The sequence below is a fragment of the Streptomyces sp. MB09-01 genome (assembly GCF_033794505.1).
In the GTDB taxonomy this organism is placed as follows: Bacteria; Actinomycetota; Actinomycetes; order Streptomycetales; family Streptomycetaceae; genus Streptomyces.
The window spans coordinates 44,775-66,716 of sequence record NZ_JARAYQ010000004.1; the positions used below are offsets into that span (position 1 = coordinate 44,775).

Here is a 21,942-nt window from a genome sequence, read left to right on the forward strand (position 1 = left end):
AGTCATGAAGGGTTTACCCTCGCGTACTCGGCGTGCACCTGCCGCAGGCAAAGCTTCAGCCGCCACCGCAGGCGGAACCGTCCGCGCCGGCCCTCCGGCCTCCGGCTCGCCGGCTCTCCGTGAAGGGCGCGCTCTCCGTGAAGGGCGCGTCAGTCGGCGGGCCCCTTCCAGCGGGCCGGCCGTTCGTCCGCTCCGGTCGGGCCGACCGGCCGGTCGAGGCGGCTTGCCTCGTCGGTGTCCGCGGCTCGCGTGGTCCCGGGTTCCCGTTCGGCCTGGTCCTCGTCCCGGGTCCGGGTGCCCGTCCGCGGCCTGGCGCGTGGTGCGGGGCGCCGGGCTTCGCCGTCGTGACCGTGCAGCGGGACTCCTCCCGCGCCGCCCTGGTCGTCCATGGCAGACCCCTTCCTTCCTGTTCCGTCCCGGCGCCTGCCCGCGCGGCGGTGCCGGAAACTTCCGGCCGGAGGCCGGGCGCCTCCCCGTGCATGAGCGGGACGTATCCGGGGAGGCGCCGGGGAGACAGTGAGACCTGTCCGCCCCGGGCGGGCAGCCTGCACGGAGAGGCATGAGCCATGGCCGAGGAAGAGATCTGGGGCTACCACCCGACCTCCGGACACCAGCCGGGCCTCGAACTCGTCGGTTACAAGGTCGAGGCCACCGACGGCAGCATCGGAAAGATCGACAAGCACTCCGATGCCGTCGGCGCCTCCCATCTCGTCGTCGACACGGGTGTCTGGATCTTCGGCAAGCACGTACTGCTCCCGGCCGGCACCATCCAGCGCATCGACACGGCCGAGAGGACGGTCTACGTCAACCGGACCAAGGAGCAGATCAAGGACGCCCCCGAGTACGACGAGATGAAATACAGTGGTGAGGCGAGCTACTTGGAGCAGTTCGCACGGCACTACAGCCAGTCCCACATGTGAGGACCGAAGGCCCCAGCAGGGGTGCGGCGTCCCGTAGGCGGCGACTGGGCGTCGTTCGTGGATCCGGGCGCGCACGACCCCCGGCGCACGGTTCAGGGCGAGTCCGTCCTCGGCGTCGGGCCTGCCCTGGGGCCTGGTGTCGGGCACGGCCCCGAGGACGGCACCCGGCCAGCGCTCCGCGGGCCGGTTTAGGCTGACGGCCATGGACGAGCGAGGGCGGAGCTACCGGTACGTGGGGCCGGTTGACCTGCGGGCGCTGGTCCGGCCGGAGAGCGAGGGCCGGAGGGTCGGCTCGGCGGCGGACTTCGACGCATGGGCGTCGGCGCTGGCGCCGGAGGAGCTGGCCGAGCCCTTCACCTTCGTCGTCGACACCGCCGGTGTCCTGCGCCTTGCCCCGCGCCGCAGTGAGCACGTGGCGTGCGCCGGCGGGGGACCTGTCCTGGGCGCCGGTGAGATCGGCTTCCGCCGGGCGTCCGGCCGGTGGGTGGTCCGCGAGGTCAGCAACCAGTCCACGGGCTACTGCCCGGACGCCGGTTCGTGGACGGCCGTCGCGGACGCGCTGGACGCCGCCGGGATCGGGCACCCGCCCGGGTTCACCCACGAGGTGGTGTTCCGCCGGTGTCCCGCCTGCCGGGAGCTGAACATCGTGCGGGAGGAGCACTTCGTCTGCGTGTTCTGCGACGGGGCACTGCCTCGGGAGTGGAACGTGGATGGCTTCGGGCCCGGGCACGTCCGGGGAAACGGCTGAGACGGCCGGTACGCCCGGTGCCGCCGGTGCCGGATCCCCTCCGCGACGCTTCCCCGGCCGCGGCCTACGGGGTCCCGAGCAGGTCGATGACCGGCGCCAGGCCCCCGGGGCGCTGGTCGACCGGCAGGTGGTCCACGAAGTGCACCGCGCAGCCGAGTGCCCGCGCGCCGCCGTCCGCGTGGCGGTCGTCGCCGACCATGAGCACGTCGGCGGGTGCCAGTCCGAGCCGGTCGCAGGCGACGCGGAAGATCTCCGGGTCGGGCTTCTGGGTGCCGAGCTCGAAGGAGAGCACGTAGGCGTCGACCAGCTCGTCCAGTCCGTGCGCGCGGAAGACCGGGCGGAGGTCCCAGCCGATGTTGCTGACCACGGCCACCGGCAGCCCCCGCCGCCGCAGTTCACGCAGGGTCGTCGCGGTGTCCGGGTAGGGCCGCCACGCGGCGGGGCTCATGTGACGGTCGTAGAGCGCCTGCAGCAGCTCCGGCGCCGGCAGACCGGCCGCCTCGGCCAGTCCGCCGTAGGCGGCGCGGTGCCGGCCGGCGCTCATGTCCCGCTCGTTCCAGAGGGTTTCGAGGTGTGCGGGCACCTGCCGGGGCGCCGGCCCGCCCGGCAGTGCGCCGTACTCGGTCAGCCGCCGAGCGGTCTCGCCGAACTCCTCGCCGGCCAGCGGTACGCCGGTCGCCGCGAGGGCGGCGGCGAGCCACTCCTCGGTCGACTCGATGCGCAGCAGCGTGCCGGAGAAGTCGAACATCACTCCTTTGATCATGTGGTGATCGTAGGGCAGGCCGGTTCGGGCGGTCGCGGTCAGGTCGTCGGATGCAGCCGGGACGGGGTGGGCGGTGAAGCCTGCCGGTCTCCCTCCGCGCCCGCGAGGGCACTGCCCGCCAGCCAGGTCCGCCAGTCCATGTTCCAGTCGCCGAAGCCGTTGTCGAAGGGGGCCATCTTCGCTCCGCCGCTGTTCACCACCTCCACGATGTCGCCTTCGCGGACCGTGTCGAAGAACCAGGCGGCGTCCTCGGTGCTCATGCCCGTGCAGCCGTGGCTGACGTTCTCCTCGCCCTGCGCCGCGACCGACCAGGGGGCGGCGTGGATGTACTCGCCGCTCCAGGTCACGCGCGTGGCGTAGAGGACGGGCAGGTCGTAGAACTCCTTGGTGCCGCGCTGGATGCCGACGGTGTCCCCGCGCATCCGGACCTTGGGCTCCTTGCGCAGTACCACCTTGATGCCGCTGCGGGTCCTGAAGCCCGCCTTGCCGGTGGTCACCGGGATCGTCCTGATGACCCGTCCGTTGCGGCGCACGGTCATCCGGTGGGTGGCGGAGTCGGTGACGGCCTCGATCCGGTCCGCGATGGTGAACTGCACGTCCTCGGACGGGCCTCCGTAGTCGTGGTCCCCGACCTCGACCCCGTCGAGACCGCTGCGCACGCGGACCACGGTGTGCGCGGGCCAGTACGTCCGCGGCCGATAGTGCAGGGTCGAGTCGTCCACCCAGTGCCAGGCGCCCTCGACGTGCGGCTCCGAAGTCACCTGCAGCGCCTGCTCCAGGCGGGCGCGGGCCGGGAAGTCGTCGGCGGGCACCGGCCTGCTGAGGGAGGCGGTCACGATCTCGCCCGCCCCGTACGTGCCGGGGCCGGGACCGAACTCGACCGTCAGCCTGCCGCCGTCCGCGGGCGGTGCGGTCCGGAAGGCCATGGTCACGCCGACCGGGGTGCCGCCCGCGTCCTGGGCGCCGACCTGCACGGTGTAGGTCTCCCCCGCGCGCAGCGGCTCGGTGTTCAGCCAGCGCTCGCTGTGCGGGCCGAGCTCGCCGGCCAGACGGCGGCCGTGCCCGTCCTGCACGGTGACGTCGGTGAGCCGGCCGGCGTCGGCGAGGGCGATCTCGAGCGGCCCGCCGGCGTCCGTGGGAAGCACCTCCTGCCGGGCGGCGCGCGCCGCGTCGCCCTCGCGCAGGGCGGGCTCCTTCAGTACGGACCCCACTCCGCGGGCGGTGGCGAGCACCCGCTGCTCCTGCCAGCCGCTGCACAGTCCGGGCCGGAACATGCGGACGGCGCACTGCTCCTCGCCCGCCTCGTGACCCTCCTCCAGCACCCTCCCGACCAGCAGCGTGACCGCTGCCTCCCGCGGCGGACCGCCGAGGGTTCCTTCCGTCGTGTCCGCATCGGGCGCCCGGCCCGGCGCTGCGGCGACGACCAGCATGGCCCCCGTCACCGCGGCCACGGCACCCCAAGTCCTGGTCGGTCGTGTCCGTCGCATTCGTGGCATAGCCGTATCAAACCGATGGAGGGCCAAAATGATGATCATGGACTCGGCTCCGGGGCCGAACTGCCTTCCAAGAGAACTCGTACGGAGCACAACCGCCCGGCCGGGCCGACCGGTTCGGGCCTCGCATCGAGGCGCCGATACCCAGGTGCCCTCGGACACCCCGCCCACCGACAATGCGCCCATGCCCATTCGCGCAGCACACGTGAACGAACTGACCGCCCTCCGGGACATCGAGAGGGCCGCCGGGATCTGCTTCCGGGACATCGGCATGCCGGAGATCGCCGACGACGAGCCGTTGACGCTCGGCGAGCTCGGCCGCTACCAGCGGGCGGGCATGGCCTGGGTCTCGGTCGACGCGGCCGATGCCCCGGTCGCGTACCTGATCGCCGATCGCGTCGACGGCAACCTCCACGTCGAGCAGGTGTCCGTACACCCGGACCGCGCGCGCCGCGGGATCGGCCGGTCCCTGCTGGAGCACCTGGCCGGGCTCGCCGCGCGCGACGGGGTGCCCGCCCTGACGCTCACCACCTTCACCGAAGTGCCGTGGAACGCCCCCTACTACGCGCGCTGCGGTTTCCGGCTGCTCGACGAGGGCGGGCTCACCCCGGGCCTGCGGGAGATCCGCGCCCGCGAGTCGGAACACGGCCTGGACCTGTGGCCCCGCGCCTGCATGCGACGCGACGTCTGACGAGCTACGGCGCGGGGTCGGCGAGGGCGCCGGTGTTCCACTCGACGAGCTGGATGACGACTCCGTTCGGGTCGGTCATCTGGAAGAGGCGCTCGCCCCAGGGCTCTTCGCGCAGCGGCATGGTGATGGGCGCGCCTGCATCCCGCAGCCGTGCCTCCTCGGCCCCGATGTCGGCGACCGTGAGCGCGAGGATCAGACCGCCCGCCCGCCGGTCGCGCTGGTCGGCCGGGAGGATCTCGCTGCCCAGGCGGAGCAGGACGATGTCCACGGCGGCGTCGCCGCGGGTCAGGGAGGCGAAGCCGTCGGCGGCGACGGCCACTTGGTAGCCGAGGTGGGTGCAGAGGAAGTCGCGGGAGGCGTCCACGTCGGCGACGGTCAGCGAGAGGGTGGAGGTGGTGACGTTCACGGCGGCTCCTCGAGAGCAATCTTATATCCGAGCGATTTTTACTACGGACGTAACTTTAAGCAGAGCCCGTTCGTTCGGTCAAGGATATTTTTACGACGGGTGTAAGATTTTTACATGAGTACCGAGATGGGACTCCGGGAGTCCAAGAAGCAGGAGACGCGACAGCTGATCTCCGATCACGCCACCCGGCTCTTCATCGAGCAGGGCTTCGAGCCGACGACCATCGCCGAGATCGCCACGGCGGCCCGCGTCGCCAAGAAGACGGTCACCAACTACTTCGCGCGCAAGGAGGACATGGCCCTCGACCACCACGAGGAGTTCACGCAGAGCCTGGCCCGCGCCGTCACGGCGCGCGCCGAGGGCGAGCCCGTCGTGGCGGCCCTGCGGCGGGAGTTCCACGCGGCTCTCGAAGGCCACGACCCCGTCGCGGGCTTCGCCGGTCCCGAGTTCGCCCGCATGATCGCGGAGAGCCCCACGCTCACCGCCCGGCTGCGCGAACTCCACGAGCAGCGCGAAGAGGCGCTCGCGGCGGCCCTGGCCGCCCTCACCCCCGGCACGGCCCCGGACATCGCCCCCCGGGCAGCGGCCGCCCTCCTCGCCTCGGCGCACCGCCTGCTGTTCCGGCGCATCCAGGAGCTCACCCTTGCGGGGCGCTCGAACGACCGGATCTCCGCCGCCCTGGCCCCGGAGGCGGCGCACCTCTTCGATCTCCTCGCCGCCGCCCTCGGAGACGGCCCCGCACCCGCGGGGGCGAGGGCGTAGTCCCCGATCTGCCTCCCGTACCGGCGCCGGCAGCCGGAGCCGGCGATCTCCCGCAGCCGCTCCTGCCCCTCGGGGGTCGGAGCGCCCGCGACGACGGGGGCGACCGCCGCGACCGGGTGCCCGGGCGGCGCTCCCACCTTCGCCGAGCGCGAACCCCGGGCCACGAGCACGCAGGAAGTGCTGAAGTGGGGGAATGGATCTTCTGATACTGGGCGGGACGGCGTGGCTGGGCCGTGAGATCACGCGGCAGGCTCTGGGGCGCGGGCACGGGGTGACGTGCCTGGCGCGCGGCGAGAGCGGGGCCGTCGTCCCCGGCGCACGGCTGGTGGCGGCGGACCGGAAGCAGGACTCCGCCTACGCCGAACTCCTCGGCCGCGACTGGGACGCCGTGATCGAAGTGTCCTGGCAGCCGGCCTTCGTCCGCGGCGCGCTCGGCGCCCTGGCGGGGCGGGCCCGGCACTGGACGTACGTCTCCTCCGTCAGCGCCTACGCCGACCAGGCCACCGTCGGCGCCGACGAGTCGGCCGCGCTGCTGGCGCCGACCGAGGGCCAGTACGCCGAGCGGGACGCATACGGCGAGGCCAAGGTCGCGTGCGAAGCGGCCTCGCGCGCGGCGGTCGGAGACCGGCTCGTCGTCGCCCGGGCCGGTCTGATCGGCGGGCCCGGCGACCACAGCGGGCGTTCGGGCTACTGGGTGGCCCGCTCCGCCCGCGAGGTCGACCAGCCCATGCTCGTCCCCCGCTCCCCCGGACCGCCGACCCAGGCGATCGACGTGCGCGACCTCGCGGGCTGGCTGCTGGACCTCGCGCAGCGGGGCGCCACCGGGACCTTCGACGCCGTCGGACCCGTCGTCCCCTTCGACGAGTGGGTCGACCTGTCGCGCCGCGTGGCCGGCCACACCGGACCGGTGGCGACGGCGGACCCGCAGTGGCTCCTCGACCAGGGGGTCGGGCAGTTCATGGGTCCCGAGTCGATGGCCATGTGGATGACGGATCCCCAGTGGGCGGGCTTCTCCGCACGCAGCGGGGCCGCGGCGGGCGCGGCCGGACTGCGCCACCGCCCGCGCGTGGAGATGCTGGAGGCCCTCTTGCAGTGGGAACGCGCCGAGGGACTGGACCGCTCCCGCCGGGCCGGCCTGAGCACGGCCCGCGAGCGCGAACTGCTCGCCGCGCTCCCCGCACTCGACGGCTGAGGCGGCCGGCGGCGGGTGACGGTGCCCGGCGGCGGCCGCTCGGGCTGGATGGTCCTCATGGCCGTCCTCCCGCTCATCGGCTACGTCTGGCTGCTGCTCCTGCCGGCGGCCAGGAGCTCGACCGACGAGTCCCACGGCCACTGCCCCGGCACCGCCGACCCCCTGCCGGCCCTCTGAACAGGTGTGGCAGCAGCTGCGGTCACGGCCGGGGCCTCGTCGCGATGACGGCCCGGACGCGGACGGTCCGGGCGTAGGTGCCGACGGGGTCGTGGTCCAGCAGGGCCTGCCGCAGTTCGGACTCGAAGGCGGCCCTGCGGTCGCCGAAGCGGGCCGGGGCGCAGGCGGGGCAGGAGAGGAGGAGGCCGGTCACCTCGTCCGCGGTGTGGCGCAGGCGCTGGTCCCAGGTGATGGTCTCGACGCGGGAGAACGGGGACTTGGCGAGGTGGTCCTCCGAGCCCTCCGCACCCTCGGCTCCCCGCGGACGCACCGTGCCCTCCGCCTCGCCCGACCGGTCCACGTCGTCCCAGTCGGCCGCCCTGCCGCGGCCGGGTCCGAGGAAGCGTGCGCACACCTCCTCGGCGACCGCCGCCCAGGGCGGGCGCGGGACGCCCGGCCGGGCCACGGAGTCGACGAGGACGATCCCGCCCCGGGGCGCGAGTACGCCGTCCAGCTCGGCCGCCACCCGGGACCGGTCCATCAGGTGGAAGGCCCGGCCGATGACGCACAGGTCGATGCGGGGCAGACAGAGCCGGCCGATGCCGGCGGCGTCGCCCGCCAGCCAGGAGGTGTTCGCCAGGCCCCGCTCCTCGGCGAGCCGGGACCCCTCGGCGAGCATGGCCGGCTCCGGGTCGACGGCGTAGACCTGATCGGCCAGCGGAGCGAGGGCCAGGGTGATCGGGCCCGGCCCGGCGCCGAGGTCCAGTACGGTCTGCGAGCCGTCGAGCGCGAACCGGTCCGCGAGCAGCTCGTAGAACTCCGCCGGGTACGGGGGCCGGTAGCGGGCGTAGTACGGAGCGGCGGACGCGTACGGGGTGCTCATGGGGTCCTCCCGGGCCGGGGTCGATCCGCCGATGGTGGGGCACAACCCGGCCCGCCGCGGCGACCGGCACCGGAAATCCCCCGTACGGATTCCCCGTCCGCCTCCACCGAACGGTTCGGGCCCGCTACGGCGCTTCGGACTGACGCCCGGCGCGGAGCCCTACGTCGCCGCCGGCGGCCGGTGGCCCGCGCCCGTGCACGGGTCGAGCCCGCGCCGGCGCCGGCTGATCGAGTCGGGGTCCCAGCCCGGCCTGGGCACCGACGCCAGCAACAGCCGGGTGTAGGGGTCCCGGGGCGAGGTGAGGAGCTCGGACACCGGGCGGTGCTCCATGGTCCGGCCCCGGTACATGACGAGGGCCTCGTCGCACACGTAGCGGACGACGGCCAGGTCGTGGCTGACGAAGACCAGCCCGATGCCGGTGTCGCGCCGGATGTCCGCCAGCAGGTTGAGCACCTGCGCCTGTACGGAGACGTCCAGGGCCGACACCGCCTCGTCGAGCACCAGGACGGCGGGTTCGACCGCCAGCGCCCGGGCGATCGCGGCCCGTTGGCGCTGCCCGCCCGAAAGGCGGCGGGGCAGGGCGGCCGCCTCCCGGTCGCCGAGGCCGACCTGGGCCAGCAGCTCCCGGACCCGGTCGGCCCGTGCAGCGCGGTCGCTGGTCCCGTGCAGCCGGAGCACACCGTCGATCGTCGCGCCGATGCTGATCCGGGCGTCCAGGGAGAGGTACGGGTCCTGGAAGACGATCTGGACGGCCTTGGCACGGGCCAGCCGCGCCGCTCTCCCCCGTACGGCCGCGGCCAGCGGCTCGCCCTGGACGAGGATCCTGCCCGCGTCGGGGCGTTCGAGGCCGATCAGCATCCGGGCCGTGGTGGTCTTGCCGGAACCGGACTCGCCGACGATGCCGAGGGCCCCGCCCGCCCTGAGGGTGAACGACAGGTCGTCGACCGCGACGACCACGCAGGCGCCGGTCCGGTAGGTCTTGCGCAGGCCGCTCACCTGGAGGAGGGGGGCGGTGGGGTCGGTGGTCAACTGTCCTCCGTGCAGGATGCGGGGGAAGGCGCCGGCGGGGCCCCGGTCAGTTCGGCCGTGCGGTGGCACGCGACCTCGGCCGGGCCGTGCCGTTGCAGCAGGGGCGGGGACTGGTCGCAGCGGCCGGGCTCGGCGAAGCGGCACCGGGGCGCGAAGGCGCAGCCGGGAGCGGACTCCAGCAGGCCCATCGGTGCGCCGGGGATGGGGGTGAGGCGGTGGGGCGGGCCGTCGAGGGGCGGTGAGGAACCGAGCAGGCCGGCGGTGTAGGGGTGGCGGGGCGAGGTGAAGAGTTCCCCCACGGGCGCGGTCTCGACGATCCGGCCCGCGTACATCACGTAGATCCGGTCGCTGACCGCGGCGGCGAGCTCGATGTCGTGCGTGATCAGGAGGAGGCCGAGGCCGCGTTCGCGCTGGAGCCGTCCCAGGATGGCGAGGATCTCGGCCTGGGTGCTGACGTCGAGTGCGGTGGTCGGCTCGTCGCACAGCAGCAGCCCCGGTTCCGCCGTGAGGGCGGCGGCGATCACGACGCGCTGGAGCATGCCGCCGGAGAGCTCGTGCGGGTACTGGTCGAGGTGCCGGACGGGGTCGGGCAGGCCCACCGCGCCGAGGAGTTCGGCCGCCCGGGCGTCGGCCCGGGCCTTGGACCAGCCGTGGACCAGGCGCAGCGGCTCGGTGAGGAAGTCTCCGACCCGGCGGACCGGGTTGATGGCGGCCCGCGGATCCTGGTAGATCATCGCCGCCTTGTCGGTCCGTACGTCGCGCAGGCTCGCGGCGTCGGCGCCGACCAGGTCGGTCCCGTCGACGCGCACCCGGCCGCCGACTTCGGCTCCCGCCGGGAACAGGCCGAGGGCGGCGCGGGCGGTGACGGACTTCCCCGAGCCGGATTCGCCGACCAGTGCGACGACTTCCCCGGCGCAGACCCGGAGGGCGACGCCGTCCAGGATCGGGCGGGCCATGGCGGGCAACGAGATGCTGAGGTCTTCGTAGGCGAGCAGTGTCATCAGGAGTCCCTCCCCGCGAGCCGGTCGCCGAGGTTCTCCCCGACGACGTTGAAGGCGACGACCACCAGGACGACCGCCACCGCCGGCGCGATCGCGGACAGCGGCTGCCCCTGCAGCACGGCCGCCTGGCCCTGGTTGATCATGGCGCCCCAGTCGGGGGTGGGCGGCTGCACACCGAGCCCCAAGAAGGAGAGGGCGGCGAGGTCGAGCAGGGCGTACCCGAAGTTCACCGTCGACTGGGCGAGCAGGGTCGGGGCGATGTTGGGCAGCATCCTGCGGACCGTCACGAACAGGGCGGAGTGGCCCTGTACCCGGTAGGCGGCGATGTAGGGGCGGGCCTTCTCCTGGACGGCGAGGCCGCGGACGAGCCGGGCGGTGTACGGCATGTAGGCGATCGCCATGGCGAGGACCGGAGCCGTCATCCCCTTGCCGAAGAGGGCCACCGCGAGGATCGCCAGCAGCAGCGCGGGGAAGGCGAACACGACGTCGAGCACCCGGCCGGCCACGGTGTCGATCCATCCGCCGCGCCAGGCGGTGAACAGGCCGACCGCCGTGCCCAGGAGGGTGGAGAACAGCACCACGGCGAGGGGTCCGGCGAGGCTCGTCCGGGTACCGGCGATCAACGCCGAGAAGGTGTCGTGGCCGCCCTGGTCGGTGCCCAGCCAGTGGTCGGTGCTCGGGTCCAGAAGGGTGTCGCCGAGCCGGCCGAAGGTCGGGTCCTGGGGGGCGAGCCACGGCGCCAGCAGAGCCACCAGGACGAACAGGACAAGGAGCAGCAGGCAGCCCTGCTGGAGCCGGCTGCCCCCGAGGGCCCGGAGCCGGGTCGGCCGGCGGCGGTCCTTGGCCGCGGCCGCGGCCCGTACGGCCTCTGCGGCCTGTGCGGTCGGCTCGGTGTGTGCGGTGTGTGCAGTCGGCTCGGTGTGTGCGGTGTGTGCGGTCATCGGGCGCTCCCCGCCGCGGCCATGCGCGGATCGATCAGCGGGTGCACCAGGTCGACGAGGGAGTTGACCACGACGAACGCGGCCACCACCAGCAGGACGATCGCCTGGACCACCTGGAAGTCCAGCTGGTCCACCGACTGCACCAGCAGGGAACCCACTCCGGACATCCCGAAGGCGGTCTCCACGATCGCAGTGCTGACCAGCATCCCCGAGACCAGGAGGGCGGAGACGGTCACGATCGGTCCCAGCGCGTTGCGCAGGACGTGCCGTCGCATGACGGTCCGGCGGGGCGTCCCCCGGCTGAGGGCCACCTCGACGTGCTCGCGGCGCAGTTCGTCGAGCATCGCCGAGCGGGTCACCCGGGTCACCAGCGCCACGAAGGTCACGGACAGGGCCGCGGCCGGGAGCACCACGTGGTGCAGGCGGTCCAGGACGCCGGTGCCGTTCCCGATCGTCGGGAACCAGCCCAGCTGCACGCCCAGTACCGAGCGGAGCAGGAGGGCGGCGACGAAGGCGGGCGCGGCGGCGCCCACGGTCACCAGGAGCATCAGGCTGCGGTCGGTCCGCGTGCCCCGGCGCAGCGCGCCCACGACACCGGAGCCGATGCCCACCACCGCGATCATCAGGGCCGATACGCCGATCAGCAGCATGGACGCGGGCAGCCGCGACCAGATGACCGAGGAGACGTCCTGGTGGAAGAGGTAGGAGCGGCCGAAGTCCCCCTGCAGGACGCCTTCCAGCCAGTTCCAGTACCGGACCAGGAACGGCTCGTCGAAGCCGTACTGACGGCGGATCTCGGCGAGTTCCTGCGGGCTGGGGCTGCGCCCCTTCACGAGGAAGGAGGCGGGGTCCCCGGGCGCCAGGAACAGCGAGGAGAAGACGAGGAAGGAGGTGACGAGCAGGGTCGCCGCCATGCCGGCCAGCTTGCGCAGCACCCGTCCGGCCCGTGCCACCGCGACCGTCATCCCTTGGCCCCGATCTCGGCCGCCCACGGGTAGTAGAGGTAGGCGATGGACGGCTGGACGCCGGTGATCCGCTTGCCGAGGAACACGCTCACGGGCTGGGTGTAGAGGGGCAGCCAGGGCAGTTCGCGCATCGCGATCCGCTGGGCCTCCGCGTTGGCGGCCGTGTGCTCGACGGGGTCGTAGCTCGTGACGGCCTTGTCGACGGCCTTGTCGAAGGCGGGGTCGGACCAGTTGCCGTAGTTGCTGAAGGCGCCGGTCTGCAGGGAGCCGTACATGTCCAGCGGGTCGGTGATGGACGTGTACCAGAAGGTGAGGAAGAGGTCGATGCCCTCGCGCGCGGCCGGGTCGGTGAAGAGCGTCGTGTACTTCTCCGCGGAGACGGAGTCGATCTGCGGCTTCAGTCCGATGGCCGTGGCGGCCTGGGCGACGGCCTGCGTGATGATGGTCGTCTGGGAGTCCAGCGGGCTGGTCGCGATCACGACCTTCTGGCCGTTCACTCCGGCCTCGGCGGCGAGCGCCTTGGCCTTGGCCGGGTCGTACGGGTACGTGGGGAGTTCCTCGAGGATCGCGTCGCGGGTCGCGGCGGGCGCCTCGTTCCAGAGGTTGTCGGTGACGAGCGAGTCGGCGACCCGGCCGACCCCGCCCGCGCCGGCCTTGACGATGCCCTCGCGATCGATGGCCATCAGCAGGGCCCGGCGCACCCGGGCGTCGCCGAGCGGGCCCTCGAGGTTGCCGACCACCTCGTCGGCGACCGTGGTGTTGCGGCCGAAGTAGAGGCTTCCGGCCCGGGTGTCGCGCAGCTGGGAGTAGGCGTTCGGCGGGACCATCCAGCCGCCGTCGACCTCGCCGCTCTGGAAGGCGTTGACGCGGGTCGTCGCGTCGGTCAGGAAGACGAACTTCACCTCGCCCGACTTGGCCTTGAGAGCAGGGTTCCAGTAGTCGTCGAAGCGCTTGAGCGTGAGGGACTGGCCGGAGGTCCAGGAGGCGAAGGAGAACGGGCCGGTGCAGTTCACGCCGGTCTGCGGATTGCCGTAGTCCTTGCCGGACTTGGCGAGGGTGGCGGCGGACTCCACCGTTCCCGGGCCGGCGGCGAGGTACTTGTTGAAGGTGGAGTCGGGCCGCGCCAGGGTGACGGTGACCTCCATCGGCCCCGTGCGGTCGACCGACTTCACGTTCCTGAAGGGGTTGGCCCAGACGCTGGCCGTCTCCGGGTCGAGGTTGCGGCGCAGCGAGGCCACGACGTCGTCCGCGGTGAGCGCGGTGCCGTCGTGGAAGTGCACGCCGGGGCGGATCTGGTAGACCCAGGTGGTGGGCGTGGGGTTGGTGTACGAGGACGCGAGGTTCGGCGAGGTCGTCAGATCGGGGTTCCAGCGGAGCAGGCTCTCGCAGACGTTGGCGAGGATCTGGTTGGGCGGGTAGTCGAACGAGTAGGCGTAGTCGATGGTGGTCGGCTCCGCGAAGACCGACCAGGTGAAGGAGTCCACGGGGCCGGCGGCGGCCGGCGTCGCGTCGGTGATCTCGAAGGCGGTGGCTCCGTCCTTCTGTCCGCCCGCGGTGCCGCTGCACGCGCTGGTGACGAGCACCGCGGCGGCCGCGAGGGCTGCCGACAGGGCGTGACGGATCCGGCTGCGTCGGTGGTGCGGCGATCCCGATGTGGCTGATGACATCGTCTGGCTCCCTGAGGGGTGAGCGTGGTGGGGTTCGTGCTGCTCGGCCGGTGGCGGCCCGGCCGGTGACTGCCCGGTCCGCCGGCAGTCCGTGATCGGGGGGTCGGTATGCGCGGGTGCGCGCGGTGCGCAGCTGCTCAGTGGGCAGGTGTGCCGGGTGCGCAGGGGCTCCGGTGCTCAGTCCGTCGCGGCGAAGACGAGTTCGCCGTCGAGGTAGGTCCGGAGCACCCGGGTCTCGGCGATCTCCTCGCTGGGGCGGGCGAAGGGATCCCGGTCGAGGACGACGAGGTCCGCGTACTTGCCCGCCTCGACGGTGCCGGTGACCTCGTCGAGGTGGTTCACCCAGGCGCTGCCCGCGGTGTAGGCGGTCAGTGCCTGGGAGAGGGTCAGTGCCTGCTCCGGGAAGAAGGGAGCCGGGGGTTCGAAGGTCCCGGACGGGTCGGGGGCCTCGTCGGGGACGGCGCGGTTGACGGCGACGTGGATGCCCCACAGCGGGTTGGGGCTGCTCACGGACCAGTCGCTGCCGGCGACGAGGCGGGCGCCGGCCCGCTGCAGGTCCCCGAAGGGGTATTGGAGGGCGGCCCGTTCGGGGCCCAGGAAGGGGATCGTCAGTTCGTCCATCTGCGGCTCGTGCGCGGCCCACAGCGCCTGGATGTTGGCGGCCGCTCCCAGGCTCGCGAAGCGCCCGATGTCGTCGGGGTGGACGATCTGCAGGTGGGCGAGGTGGTGGCGGTTGTCGTTGGCGCCGTTGGCCGCCCGGGCCGCGGCGAGTGCGTCGAGCACCTCGCGCACGGCGCGGTCCCCGAGTGCGTGGAAGTGGACCTGGAAGCCGGAGCGGTCGAGTCGGGACACCGCCTCGGTGAGCAGTTCCGGTTCGATGAAGCTCAGTCCGGAGTTCGCGGTGGCGCAGCCGCAGCCGTCGAGGTAGGGCTCCAGCAGGCCGGCCGTGAAGTTCTCGGCGATGCCGTCCTGCATGATCTTGATGCTGGTGGCGTTGAACCGGCCGACCTGTCCGGTGCGGCGGCGCTCCTCCAGTTCGGGTATCTGCTCCAGGCCGCGTTCGCGGTCCCACCACAGGGCGCCGACGACGCGTGCGCGCAGGGAGCCCTCGCGCGCCGCCCGCAGGTAGACCCCGTAGTTGTCGGGGTTGCCGGGGAAGGCGCCGATCATGGCGTCCTGCCAGCTGGTCACGCCGAGGGAGAAGAGATGCTCCTGCGCGGCGAGGAGGCCGGCGTGCGCCTCGTCGGGCGTCGCGATGGGCGCGTGGCGGGCCACCAGGTCCATGGCGCCCTCCTGGAGGGTGCCGGCCGGGGTTCCGTCGGCGTCCCGCTCGATCCGGCCGTCCACCGGGTCGGGGGTGGTGCGGTCGACGCCCGAGCGTTCGAGTGCGCGGGTGTTGACCCAGGCGCCGTGGCCGTCCCGGTTCGTGAGCATGACGGGCCGGTCCGGCACCACGGCGTCGAGCATGGCGCGCGTCGGCGTGCCCCCGGGGAAGACGTCCATGGACCAGCCGCCGCCGCGGATCCAGGCCGCTTCGGGGTGCTCTTCGGCGTACGCGGCCACCACCTTCAGGTAGCCCTCGATGGACCGCTCCTCGCTGAGGTCGCAGCCGAGCATCTGCACCCCGGCCACCGCCGGGTGCACGTGGGCGTCCTGGAACCCCGGTACGAGCAGTCCGCCCGCGAGGTCGACCACCTCGGTGTCCGCGTCCGCGAGGGCCCGTACGGCGGCTTCGTCGGCGACGGCGAGGATCCGTCCGCCCCCGATGGCGACCGCTGCGTCGACCGGGGCCGGCCCGGTCGCGGTGAAGACCTTCCCGCCCACGAATACGGTGTCGGCCCGCTGCCTGTTGTTGGACATCGACGCATCCTCCGGCTCGGCGGGGCAGACCCGCACGGCTTGGTTGTTGAGGAGGAGTGAACGGGAGCGCAACATTGTTGTCAACGATGTTGCGCGGCCTCTGTTCCACATCGTTACACTGGCCCCACCATGCCGAAGTCATCCGACGCACCCGCCCGGTCCAAGCGCGCGGGCAGCCAGCTCACACCCGACGCGATCATCGAAGCGAGCCTGCGCATCGCGGCCCGCGGGAGCGAGGACGCGTTCACCGTCCGGCGCCTCGGCGAGGAGCTCGGCGCCGACCCGACCGCGATCTACCGGCACTTCCGCGACAAGGACGAGCTGCTGCTGTCCGTCGCCGACCGCACGCTCGGCGAGGTGCTCGACAGCATCCCCGAGGGACTCGACTGGAAGGGCCGGCTGCGGGCGCTCGCCGACGCCTCACTGGAGGTGGCACTGAAGTACCCGGTGGTCGGATCGACCATGGCCAGCCGGACCACCCGGCGGCCCAACGAGTTCCGGGTGGTCGAGCTCATCCTCGGCGCCGTCATGGAGGCCGGGCTCGACGGCGCCGAGGCGGCTGTCCACTACCGCATGGTCGGAGACTCGCTCCTCGCGTACGTCGGCCAGCGCGCCGCCTACCTGCTGTTCGACCCGGACATCCGGGCGGCCGACGAGTCCTCGTGGAGCCGCGAGTACCGCCTGGTCGACGCGGAGGGATTCCCGAACATCACCCGGCTGAGCACGCAGCTCGCCGAGGTGACGGACGAGCAGATCTTCCTCGCCAGGGTGGAGGCACTGATCACCGCGATCGAGAAGCGCGTGGAGGAACTCCGCGCGGACTAGACCATCTCTTCGGGAGCCTGCCCGACCCGCGCCGTCGCAACCGTCCGCGCACGGCTGCCACCACTCACACGGCGCGCTCCATGCAGACCAGTTGATCCCGGTCGTCCCAGGACTCGGTGACGGTGAACCCGAGCCGCTCGTACAGGGCGACGGCACCCGTGCGCCACTTCCACACCGACAGCCGAACGGTGTGGACGCCGCTTTCCGCGGCGTGCGCGAGCGCGGCGCCGACCAGAGCGGACGCGACGCCCCGGCCCCGGAAGGAGGGGTCCGTCCACAGCCGCTTCACCTCTGCCCGACTCTCGCTGGGGGCGGTCACCACGAGACAGCCTGCGGCGGTGTGCCCGCTCAGCGCCAGCAGCACGACGTCGTCGACGAACGCGGCCTGCGGGTCCAGGACTTCCGCCCGATAGCGGTCGGGCAACCCGTCCACACCGGCGACGGCCCGGCCCTTCTCCGCCTCCGTCCGCAGATGGTAGGCGGCCAGCAGCCCGGCCAGGCCTCCCCCGCCGGAGGGGCTCCGGCCCGGCCGGCGGACGACAACGACCTCGGGGCGATCAGTCATGACGTCAGCATCACACAGCGGTGTGATCAAAATACCTCGCGCGAAGCAGCACACCTATGTACTCTGAGCGAGCTTCAAACCTGATCATGTTCAAAAACCAAAAAATGGGGGGGCCGGTGCGTAATCGCCGACTCATGCTTTCCACCGCCGCAATCGTCGCGGCCGGTGTCGGTCTCGTCCCGGGTGTCGCCAACGCGACGGGCCAGGACGGAGCCAAGGGGACGGACCACCGGGGGGTGTCCGTTCCCGACCTCGATCTGAAGAAGATCGCGGCCAAGGCGTACAAGGAGGGGACCGCCTCCAGCCCCGCTTCCAAGACGGTCCACCCGGCCGCCAAGGGCAGCCAGCAGGCCGCGGACGCCGCCGCCGAGCCGACGGTCGGCCTGGAGGCCGAGACCATCAGCGCCCACGGCGTGGAGCTGAGGCTCGCCGTCACCAGCGACCCGGGCACCGCGCTCGGCGTGCTCGTCGAGTGGGGCGACGGCAGCCAGGTACAGGTGGGCGCCAACGGCCCGACCAACCTGACCGAGAACCACGTGTACGCCAAGGCCGGCGTCTACACCGTCAAGGTCACCCTGATCGACGGCAGCGGCGGCGGCGTCCGCGGCACCAACCAGATCGTCGTGCAGACCGCGGGCAATGAGTTCACCCCGCACGCTCCGACCCGTCTGCTGGACACCCGTGCGGGCATCGGCGCGGCTGCGAAGAAGGTGCCCGCCTTCGGGACCGCCCGCATCAAGGTCGCCGGCGCCGCTCAGATCCCGGCCGGCGTGACCGCCGTGGCCCTGAACGTCACCGTCACCAACCCCTCGAAGGACGGACACGTCCGCGTGTACGCCGAGGGCGGCGAGGTGCCGACCACGTCGAACGTCAACTACACCCCGGGGCAGACCGTCCCGAACCTGGTGATCGCGTCGGTCGGCCAGAACGGCTACGTGGACGTCTACAACCACGGCGCGGGCGAGCTCGACCTCATCGCCGACGTCACCGGCTACTTCTCCAAGTCCGCGGCCAGCGGCTACACCTCGCTCAACCCGAGCCGCATCGTCGACACCCGCGAGGGCCTCGGCACGAGCCAGGGCAAGGTCCCGGGCTACGGCAACTTCAGCACCCAGGTCCACGGCCGTGCCGGCGTCCCGGCGAGCGCCAAGGCCGTCGCGCTCAACGTGACCGTCCACGAGCCGAACATGGAAGGTCACCTGACCGTCTACCCCGGCGGCCCGGCCCCGACCTCCTCGAACCTGAACTTCAGCCAGGGCCAGACCATCGCCAACTCAGTCATCGTCCCGATCGGCCCCGACGGCAAGATCAACATTCGCAACGGTGCCGGCGCCGGGACCCACGTGATCGTCGACGTCGTGGGCTACTACAGCCCCGAGAGCCAGAGCGCGCTGATCCGCACCGCCCCGAGCCGGTGGTTCGACACCCGTGAGTGGGGCAGCCCGCTCGAGGGCCGCTCCTACATCTACGGCCGGGTCGCGGGCGGAGACACGAACGTCACCGCGCTCGTCACCAACGCCACCGTCACCAACCCCGAGGGCACCGGCTTCCTGACGGTCTCCCCGGACCCCAACTCGTGGGCCGCCTACGAGGGTGGCTGGGAGACCTGGCCGACGCCGCCGAACTCCTCCAACCTCAACTGGACCTACCGCAAGACCGTCCCGAACCTGGTCCAGGCGAGCTCCGGCGTCAACAACGTGATCGACTTCTGGAACATGAGCTACCAGCCCACGGACCTGCTCGTCGACACCTTCGCCTTCTACGCCAAGAACTGACGCCCGGCCCACCGGCAGGAGGACCTGCCGGCTGAGCCGGCGGCACGGCTCACTTCGACGGGGTCAGCCGCTCCCACAGGAAGGTGTGGACGAGGGCCTCGTTGAAGGCGGTCTGCCGGTGGTCGGTGGCGCCCGCGTGGCCGCCGCCGAGGTGCTCGTGGAAGAGGACGGGATGGCCGAACTCGCGCAGCCGGGCGGCCATCTTGCGGGCGTGGCCGGGGTGGACGCGGTCGTCGCGGGTGGAGGTGAGCAGGAGCAGCGGCGGGTACGCGGGCCCGTCCGCCCGAACCTGGTGGTACGGGGAGATCTGCTCCAGGTGGGGCCGGTCGGCCGGGCTGTCGGGATCCCCGTACTCGGCGATCCAGCTGGCGCCGGCGAGCAGCTTGTGGAAGCGGAGCATGTCCAGCAGCGGCACGTGGGCGACGACCGCGCCGAACAGTTCCGGCTCCCGGGTGAGCATGGCGCCCATCAGCAGTCCGCCGTTGCTGCCGCCCTCGATGCCCAGCTGGGCGGGGGTGGTGATGCCCCGGGCGGTGAGGTCCCGGGCGACGGCGGCGAAGTCCTCGTACGCCCGGACCCGGTTCGCGCCGAGGGCCGCCCGGTGCCAGTCCGGCCCGTACTCGTGCCCGCCCCGGATGCCCGCGACGACGTAGGTGCCGCCCCGCGCGAGCCAGGCCCGTCCGGTGAGCGCGCTGTAGTGCGGGACCATGGAGATCTCGAAGCCGCCGTACCCGTAGAGCAGGGTGGGGCCCGGCCCGGGGCGGTCCTCGGGTCCGACGACGAAGTACGGGACCCGCGTGCCGTCCGCGGAGGTCGCGAAGTACTGGCTCACGGCGAGGCCGGCGGTGTCGAAGAGCGCCGGGCCCTGCTTGACGCTCTCGCCGTCGCCGCCGGCCGTGCCCCGGTAGAGGGTGGACGGCTGGAGGAAGCCGGAGACGTGGTGGAAGTACTCGTCGCTCACGTCCGGGTCGGTGCAGGTGACCGAGGCGGTGGACAGCGGGGGTACGCCCGGCAGGGGTGCGCGCCGCCAACCGCCGGGTTCCGGGGTGAGGAGCTCCATCCGGGAGGAGACGTCGGCGCAGGTGCTGAGGATGAGGTGGTTGCGGGTCCAGCTGTATCCGGCGAGCGCGGTCCGCTCGTCCGGGGTGAACAGCACCTCGGCCTCCCGCCCGCCCGCCCGGAAGGCGTCGAAGTCGAAGGCGAGCAGGCTGCCCGCGGGGTGGCCGAGCCACGGCGCCTTGGTGGTGACGGTCAGCCACTGCCGGTGGACGGAGGCGCCCGCGTCGTCCGGTACCTCGATCTTCACCGGCGGGCCGGCGGGGTCCTCCGAGAGGAGGAAGAGTTCCTTGTTCCAGAAGTCGATCTGCCGGTGGACGAAGTCCCGTTCGAAGCCGGGGGTGTCGTCGTGCCATCCGCTGGCGGACAGGTCCGTGGGCAGGCCCTCGTAGACCAGCTCCGCGTCTTCGAGGGGGGTGCCGCGCCGCCAGCGGCGCACCTGGAGCGGGTATCCGGACGCGGACATCGAGCCGGGGCCGAAGTCGGTCCCGATCCAGATCCGGTCGTGGTCGATCCATCCGATCCGGGTCTTGGCCTCCTCGACCCTGAACCCGTCCTCGACGAACTCCAGGGTCTCCAGGTCGAACTCGCGCACGACGCAGGCGTCGGCGCCGTCCCGCGACAGCATGACCAGGGCGTGCCGGTGTCCGGGGGCCAGGACGCTGCTGCCCGCCCAGGCCCACTTCTCCTCCTCCGCCTCGGCCAGTGCGTCCAGGTCCAGGACCACCTCCCAGGCCGGGCGGTCCGTGCGGTACTCCTCGAGCGTGGTCCGCCGCCACAGCCCGCGGACGTGGTCGGCGTCCTGCCAGAAGTTGTAGAGGTGGCGGCCCCGGCGGACGACGTACGGGATCCGGCCGTCGTCGTCCAGCACCTCGCGCATCTCCTGCTCGAGCACCTTGAACCCAGGGGCGCCGGTCAGCGCCTCCACGGTCTCGGCGTTGCGCTCCCGGACCCAGTCGAGGGCGGCCTCGCCCGATACGTCTTCCAACCAGAGGTAGGGGTCTTCATCGCTCATCAGGCGATTGTGCAGGAAGACGGGCCGTCCGCAGGGCCGAGTGCACCGACCAGACCACCGAGACCAGCGGGACCGCGACCACCGCGCCGACCACTCCGGCCGCGATGGCCCCCGCGACCACCGAGATCGCCACCACCAGCGGGTGCAGCCGCACCGCCCGGCTCATCACCAGCGGGTGCAGCAGATGGCCCTCGATCTGGCCGATGACCACGATCAGCGCCACCACGATCCCCGCGACGAGCGGCCCCTTCGCGGCCAGCGCCACCACGGCGGCGATCGCCAGCGCGACCGGCGACCCGATGAGGGGGACGAAGGCCGCGAAGAACTCCAGCACCGCCAGCGGAACGGCCAGCGGGACCCCGAGGAAGTACAGCGCCACCCCGACGAGGACGGCGTTCGTCGCCGCGACGAGCAGGATGCCGTGGGTGTAGCCGGTGAAGGTGCGCCAGGCCGCCCGGCCGGCGATCGCCACCCTGTCGCGGGCCTGCTCGGGCAGCTGCGCGCAGAACCACGACCACTGCCGGTCGCCGCCGTGCAGGAAGAAGACCGAGCAGAAGACGGCGAGGGCGAGGACGGTCAGGACGTGGACCAGGCGCCCGGCTCCGCTGACCGCCTGGCTGAGCACCGTGGAGCGGTGGCTGGAGAGGTACGCGCCGACCCGGGCCTGGACGTCGGAGAGCGCGTGCGGGTTCAGCCGGAAGGGGGGCCGCTCCAGCCACGCCTCGACTCTGGCCAGCCCCTGGCGGAACTCCCGGGCCAGGGTCGTGCTCTCCCCCGCCACCGCCTCGCCGACCAGCGCCAGCACGCCCAGCAGCAGCAGCGTGCTGCCGACGAGGGCGACGGCGACGGCGAGCGTGCGGGGCAGGGCGTGCGCGAGGCGCCGGGTGGGCGACCACAGCAGCGCCGCGGCGACGAGGCCGAGGAAGAGGGCCACGGTGATCTCGTGGAAGCGGCCCAGCACGGCGAAGACCGCGTAGACGGCGGCGCCGACGACCAGCAGGCGCCAGGCGTACGACGCGGCCGTACGCAGGAAGGGTGACACCGGCGGCATGAACCATGAGTGCCACCGCCGCGCGCCGATGCCACGCGCCGGGTCCCGGATTCGCCCGTCCGAGGCGGTGGGGAGGCGTACGGGCGGACGGGGTACGGAGTCGTCCGGACGGGCGGGTACGGAGGCCTCCGGACAGACGGGGTCGGAGACGCCGGACGGACCGGTCGGGGCCGGCGCC

The 21,942-nt window shown here is 72.7% G+C and carries 22 protein-coding genes; 8 read left to right on the forward strand and 14 right to left on the reverse strand.

The annotated features are described in order from the left end of the window. Positions 1–149: 149 nt before the first annotated feature. On the reverse strand, positions 150–389 hold the full coding sequence (locus PV721_RS01770; protein ID WP_319720957.1) for a hypothetical protein: 240 nt from the start codon (positions 387–389) through the stop codon (positions 150–152). Between the two features lie 177 nt (positions 390–566). On the opposite strand from PV721_RS01770, the gene PV721_RS01775 reads away from it, so the two are divergent. Next, positions 567–920, forward strand: a complete 354-nt coding sequence (locus PV721_RS01775; RefSeq protein WP_319720958.1) for a PRC-barrel domain-containing protein — start codon at positions 567–569, stop codon at positions 918–920. 202 nt (positions 921–1,122) lie between these two features. Beyond that, positions 1,123–1,668: a hypothetical protein gene (locus PV721_RS01780; protein WP_319720959.1), complete on the forward strand. Its 546-nt coding sequence runs from the start codon at positions 1,123–1,125 to the stop codon at positions 1,666–1,668. 64 nt (positions 1,669–1,732) lie between these two features. On the opposite strand, the gene PV721_RS01785 is transcribed toward PV721_RS01780, so the two are convergent. Both PV721_RS01785 and PV721_RS01790 read right to left on the reverse strand, forming a co-directional pair. Continuing rightward, positions 1,733–2,431 (reverse strand): HAD-IA family hydrolase, encoded by a 699-nt coding sequence (locus PV721_RS01785; protein WP_319720960.1) that lies wholly within the window; start codon positions 2,429–2,431, stop codon positions 1,733–1,735. Between the two features lie 38 nt (positions 2,432–2,469). Further along, positions 2,470–3,882 carry a L,D-transpeptidase gene (locus PV721_RS01790; RefSeq protein WP_319720961.1) on the reverse strand — a complete coding sequence of 471 codons (1,413 nt, stop codon included), beginning with the start codon at positions 3,880–3,882 and terminating at the stop codon, positions 2,470–2,472. 226 nt (positions 3,883–4,108) lie between these two features. Between PV721_RS01790 and PV721_RS01795 the strand changes: the two genes are divergently transcribed. Continuing rightward, positions 4,109–4,615 carry a GNAT family N-acetyltransferase gene (locus tag PV721_RS01795; protein WP_319720962.1) on the forward strand — a complete coding sequence of 169 codons (507 nt, stop codon included), beginning with the start codon at positions 4,109–4,111 and terminating at the stop codon, positions 4,613–4,615. A gap of 4 nt (positions 4,616–4,619) precedes the next feature. Here the strand turns inward: PV721_RS01795 and PV721_RS01800 are convergent, their stop codons facing one another. Continuing rightward, the gene (locus PV721_RS01800; RefSeq protein ID WP_319720963.1) at positions 4,620–5,021 is read right to left on the reverse strand and encodes a VOC family protein; all 402 of its coding nucleotides are present in this window, start codon (positions 5,019–5,021) and stop codon (positions 4,620–4,622) included. A 126-nt stretch (positions 5,022–5,147) separates the two neighbouring features. Between PV721_RS01800 and PV721_RS01805 the strand changes: the two genes are divergently transcribed. The 3 genes from PV721_RS01805 (at position 5,148) to PV721_RS01815 (ending at position 7,152) form a co-directional block, all read left to right on the forward strand. After that, positions 5,148–5,783 carry a TetR/AcrR family transcriptional regulator gene (locus tag PV721_RS01805; RefSeq protein WP_416371005.1) on the forward strand — a complete coding sequence of 212 codons (636 nt, stop codon included), beginning with the start codon at positions 5,148–5,150 and terminating at the stop codon, positions 5,781–5,783. 193 nt (positions 5,784–5,976) lie between these two features. After that, positions 5,977–6,975: an NAD-dependent epimerase/dehydratase family protein gene (locus PV721_RS01810; protein WP_319720965.1), complete on the forward strand. Its 999-nt coding sequence runs from the start codon at positions 5,977–5,979 to the stop codon at positions 6,973–6,975. A 15-nt stretch (positions 6,976–6,990) separates the two neighbouring features. Continuing rightward, the gene (locus tag PV721_RS01815; protein ID WP_319720966.1) at positions 6,991–7,152 is read left to right on the forward strand and encodes a hypothetical protein; all 162 of its coding nucleotides are present in this window, start codon (positions 6,991–6,993) and stop codon (positions 7,150–7,152) included. Positions 7,153–7,174: 22 nt separating this feature from the next. Here the strand turns inward: PV721_RS01815 and PV721_RS01820 are convergent, their stop codons facing one another. The 7 genes from PV721_RS01820 to PV721_RS01850 all read right to left on the reverse strand — a co-directional run bounded on the left by PV721_RS01820 (position 7,175) and on the right by PV721_RS01850 (position 15,477). Further along, complete coding sequence (locus PV721_RS01820) at positions 7,175–8,014, reverse strand: class I SAM-dependent methyltransferase (RefSeq protein WP_319720967.1); 840 nt, start codon at positions 8,012–8,014, stop codon at positions 7,175–7,177. Between the two features lie 159 nt (positions 8,015–8,173). Beyond that, complete coding sequence (locus PV721_RS01825) at positions 8,174–9,043, reverse strand: ABC transporter ATP-binding protein (protein WP_319720968.1); 870 nt, start codon at positions 9,041–9,043, stop codon at positions 8,174–8,176. Next, positions 9,040–10,044 carry an ABC transporter ATP-binding protein gene (locus tag PV721_RS01830; RefSeq protein WP_319720969.1) on the reverse strand — a complete coding sequence of 335 codons (1,005 nt, stop codon included), beginning with the start codon at positions 10,042–10,044 and terminating at the stop codon, positions 9,040–9,042. The genes PV721_RS01825 and PV721_RS01830 overlap by 4 nt, the downstream gene beginning before the upstream one ends. Continuing rightward, on the reverse strand, positions 10,044–10,985 hold the full coding sequence (locus PV721_RS01835) for an ABC transporter permease (RefSeq protein WP_319720970.1): 942 nt from the start codon (positions 10,983–10,985) through the stop codon (positions 10,044–10,046). The genes PV721_RS01830 and PV721_RS01835 overlap by 1 nt, the downstream gene beginning before the upstream one ends. Further along, a complete protein-coding gene (locus tag PV721_RS01840) occupies positions 10,982–11,950 on the reverse strand; it encodes an ABC transporter permease (protein WP_319720971.1) in 969 nt (322 codons plus the stop codon). The genes PV721_RS01835 and PV721_RS01840 overlap by 4 nt, the downstream gene beginning before the upstream one ends. Then, entirely contained in the window at positions 11,947–13,617 is a 1,671-nt protein-coding gene (locus tag PV721_RS01845) for an ABC transporter substrate-binding protein (RefSeq protein WP_319720972.1), read from the reverse strand. Before PV721_RS01845 ends, PV721_RS01840 begins: the two co-directional genes overlap by 4 nt. A gap of 177 nt (positions 13,618–13,794) precedes the next feature. Next, positions 13,795–15,477, reverse strand: a complete 1,683-nt coding sequence (locus PV721_RS01850; protein ID WP_319720973.1) for an amidohydrolase — start codon at positions 15,475–15,477, stop codon at positions 13,795–13,797. Between the two features lie 129 nt (positions 15,478–15,606). Here PV721_RS01850 and PV721_RS01855 point away from each other — a divergent pair, with 129 nt between their 5' ends. After that, positions 15,607–16,302: a helix-turn-helix domain-containing protein gene (locus tag PV721_RS01855; RefSeq protein ID WP_319720974.1), complete on the forward strand. Its 696-nt coding sequence runs from the start codon at positions 15,607–15,609 to the stop codon at positions 16,300–16,302. 64 nt (positions 16,303–16,366) lie between these two features. Here the strand turns inward: PV721_RS01855 and PV721_RS01860 are convergent, their stop codons facing one another. Next, on the reverse strand, positions 16,367–16,867 hold the full coding sequence (locus tag PV721_RS01860; RefSeq protein ID WP_319720975.1) for a GNAT family N-acetyltransferase: 501 nt from the start codon (positions 16,865–16,867) through the stop codon (positions 16,367–16,369). Between the two features lie 134 nt (positions 16,868–17,001). On the opposite strand from PV721_RS01860, the gene PV721_RS01865 reads away from it, so the two are divergent. Then, positions 17,002–18,642 carry a PKD domain-containing protein gene (locus PV721_RS01865; protein WP_319720976.1) on the forward strand — a complete coding sequence of 547 codons (1,641 nt, stop codon included), beginning with the start codon at positions 17,002–17,004 and terminating at the stop codon, positions 18,640–18,642. 49 nt (positions 18,643–18,691) lie between these two features. Here the strand turns inward: PV721_RS01865 and PV721_RS01870 are convergent, their stop codons facing one another. Beyond that, positions 18,692–20,713, reverse strand: coding sequence for a prolyl oligopeptidase family serine peptidase (locus tag PV721_RS01870; RefSeq protein ID WP_319720977.1), 2,022 nt, complete (start codon positions 20,711–20,713; stop codon positions 18,692–18,694). Next, on the reverse strand, positions 20,703–21,764 hold the full coding sequence (locus PV721_RS01875; RefSeq protein WP_319720978.1) for an AI-2E family transporter: 1,062 nt from the start codon (positions 21,762–21,764) through the stop codon (positions 20,703–20,705). Before PV721_RS01875 ends, PV721_RS01870 begins: the two co-directional genes overlap by 11 nt. Between the last annotated feature and the right edge of the window lie 178 nt (positions 21,765–21,942).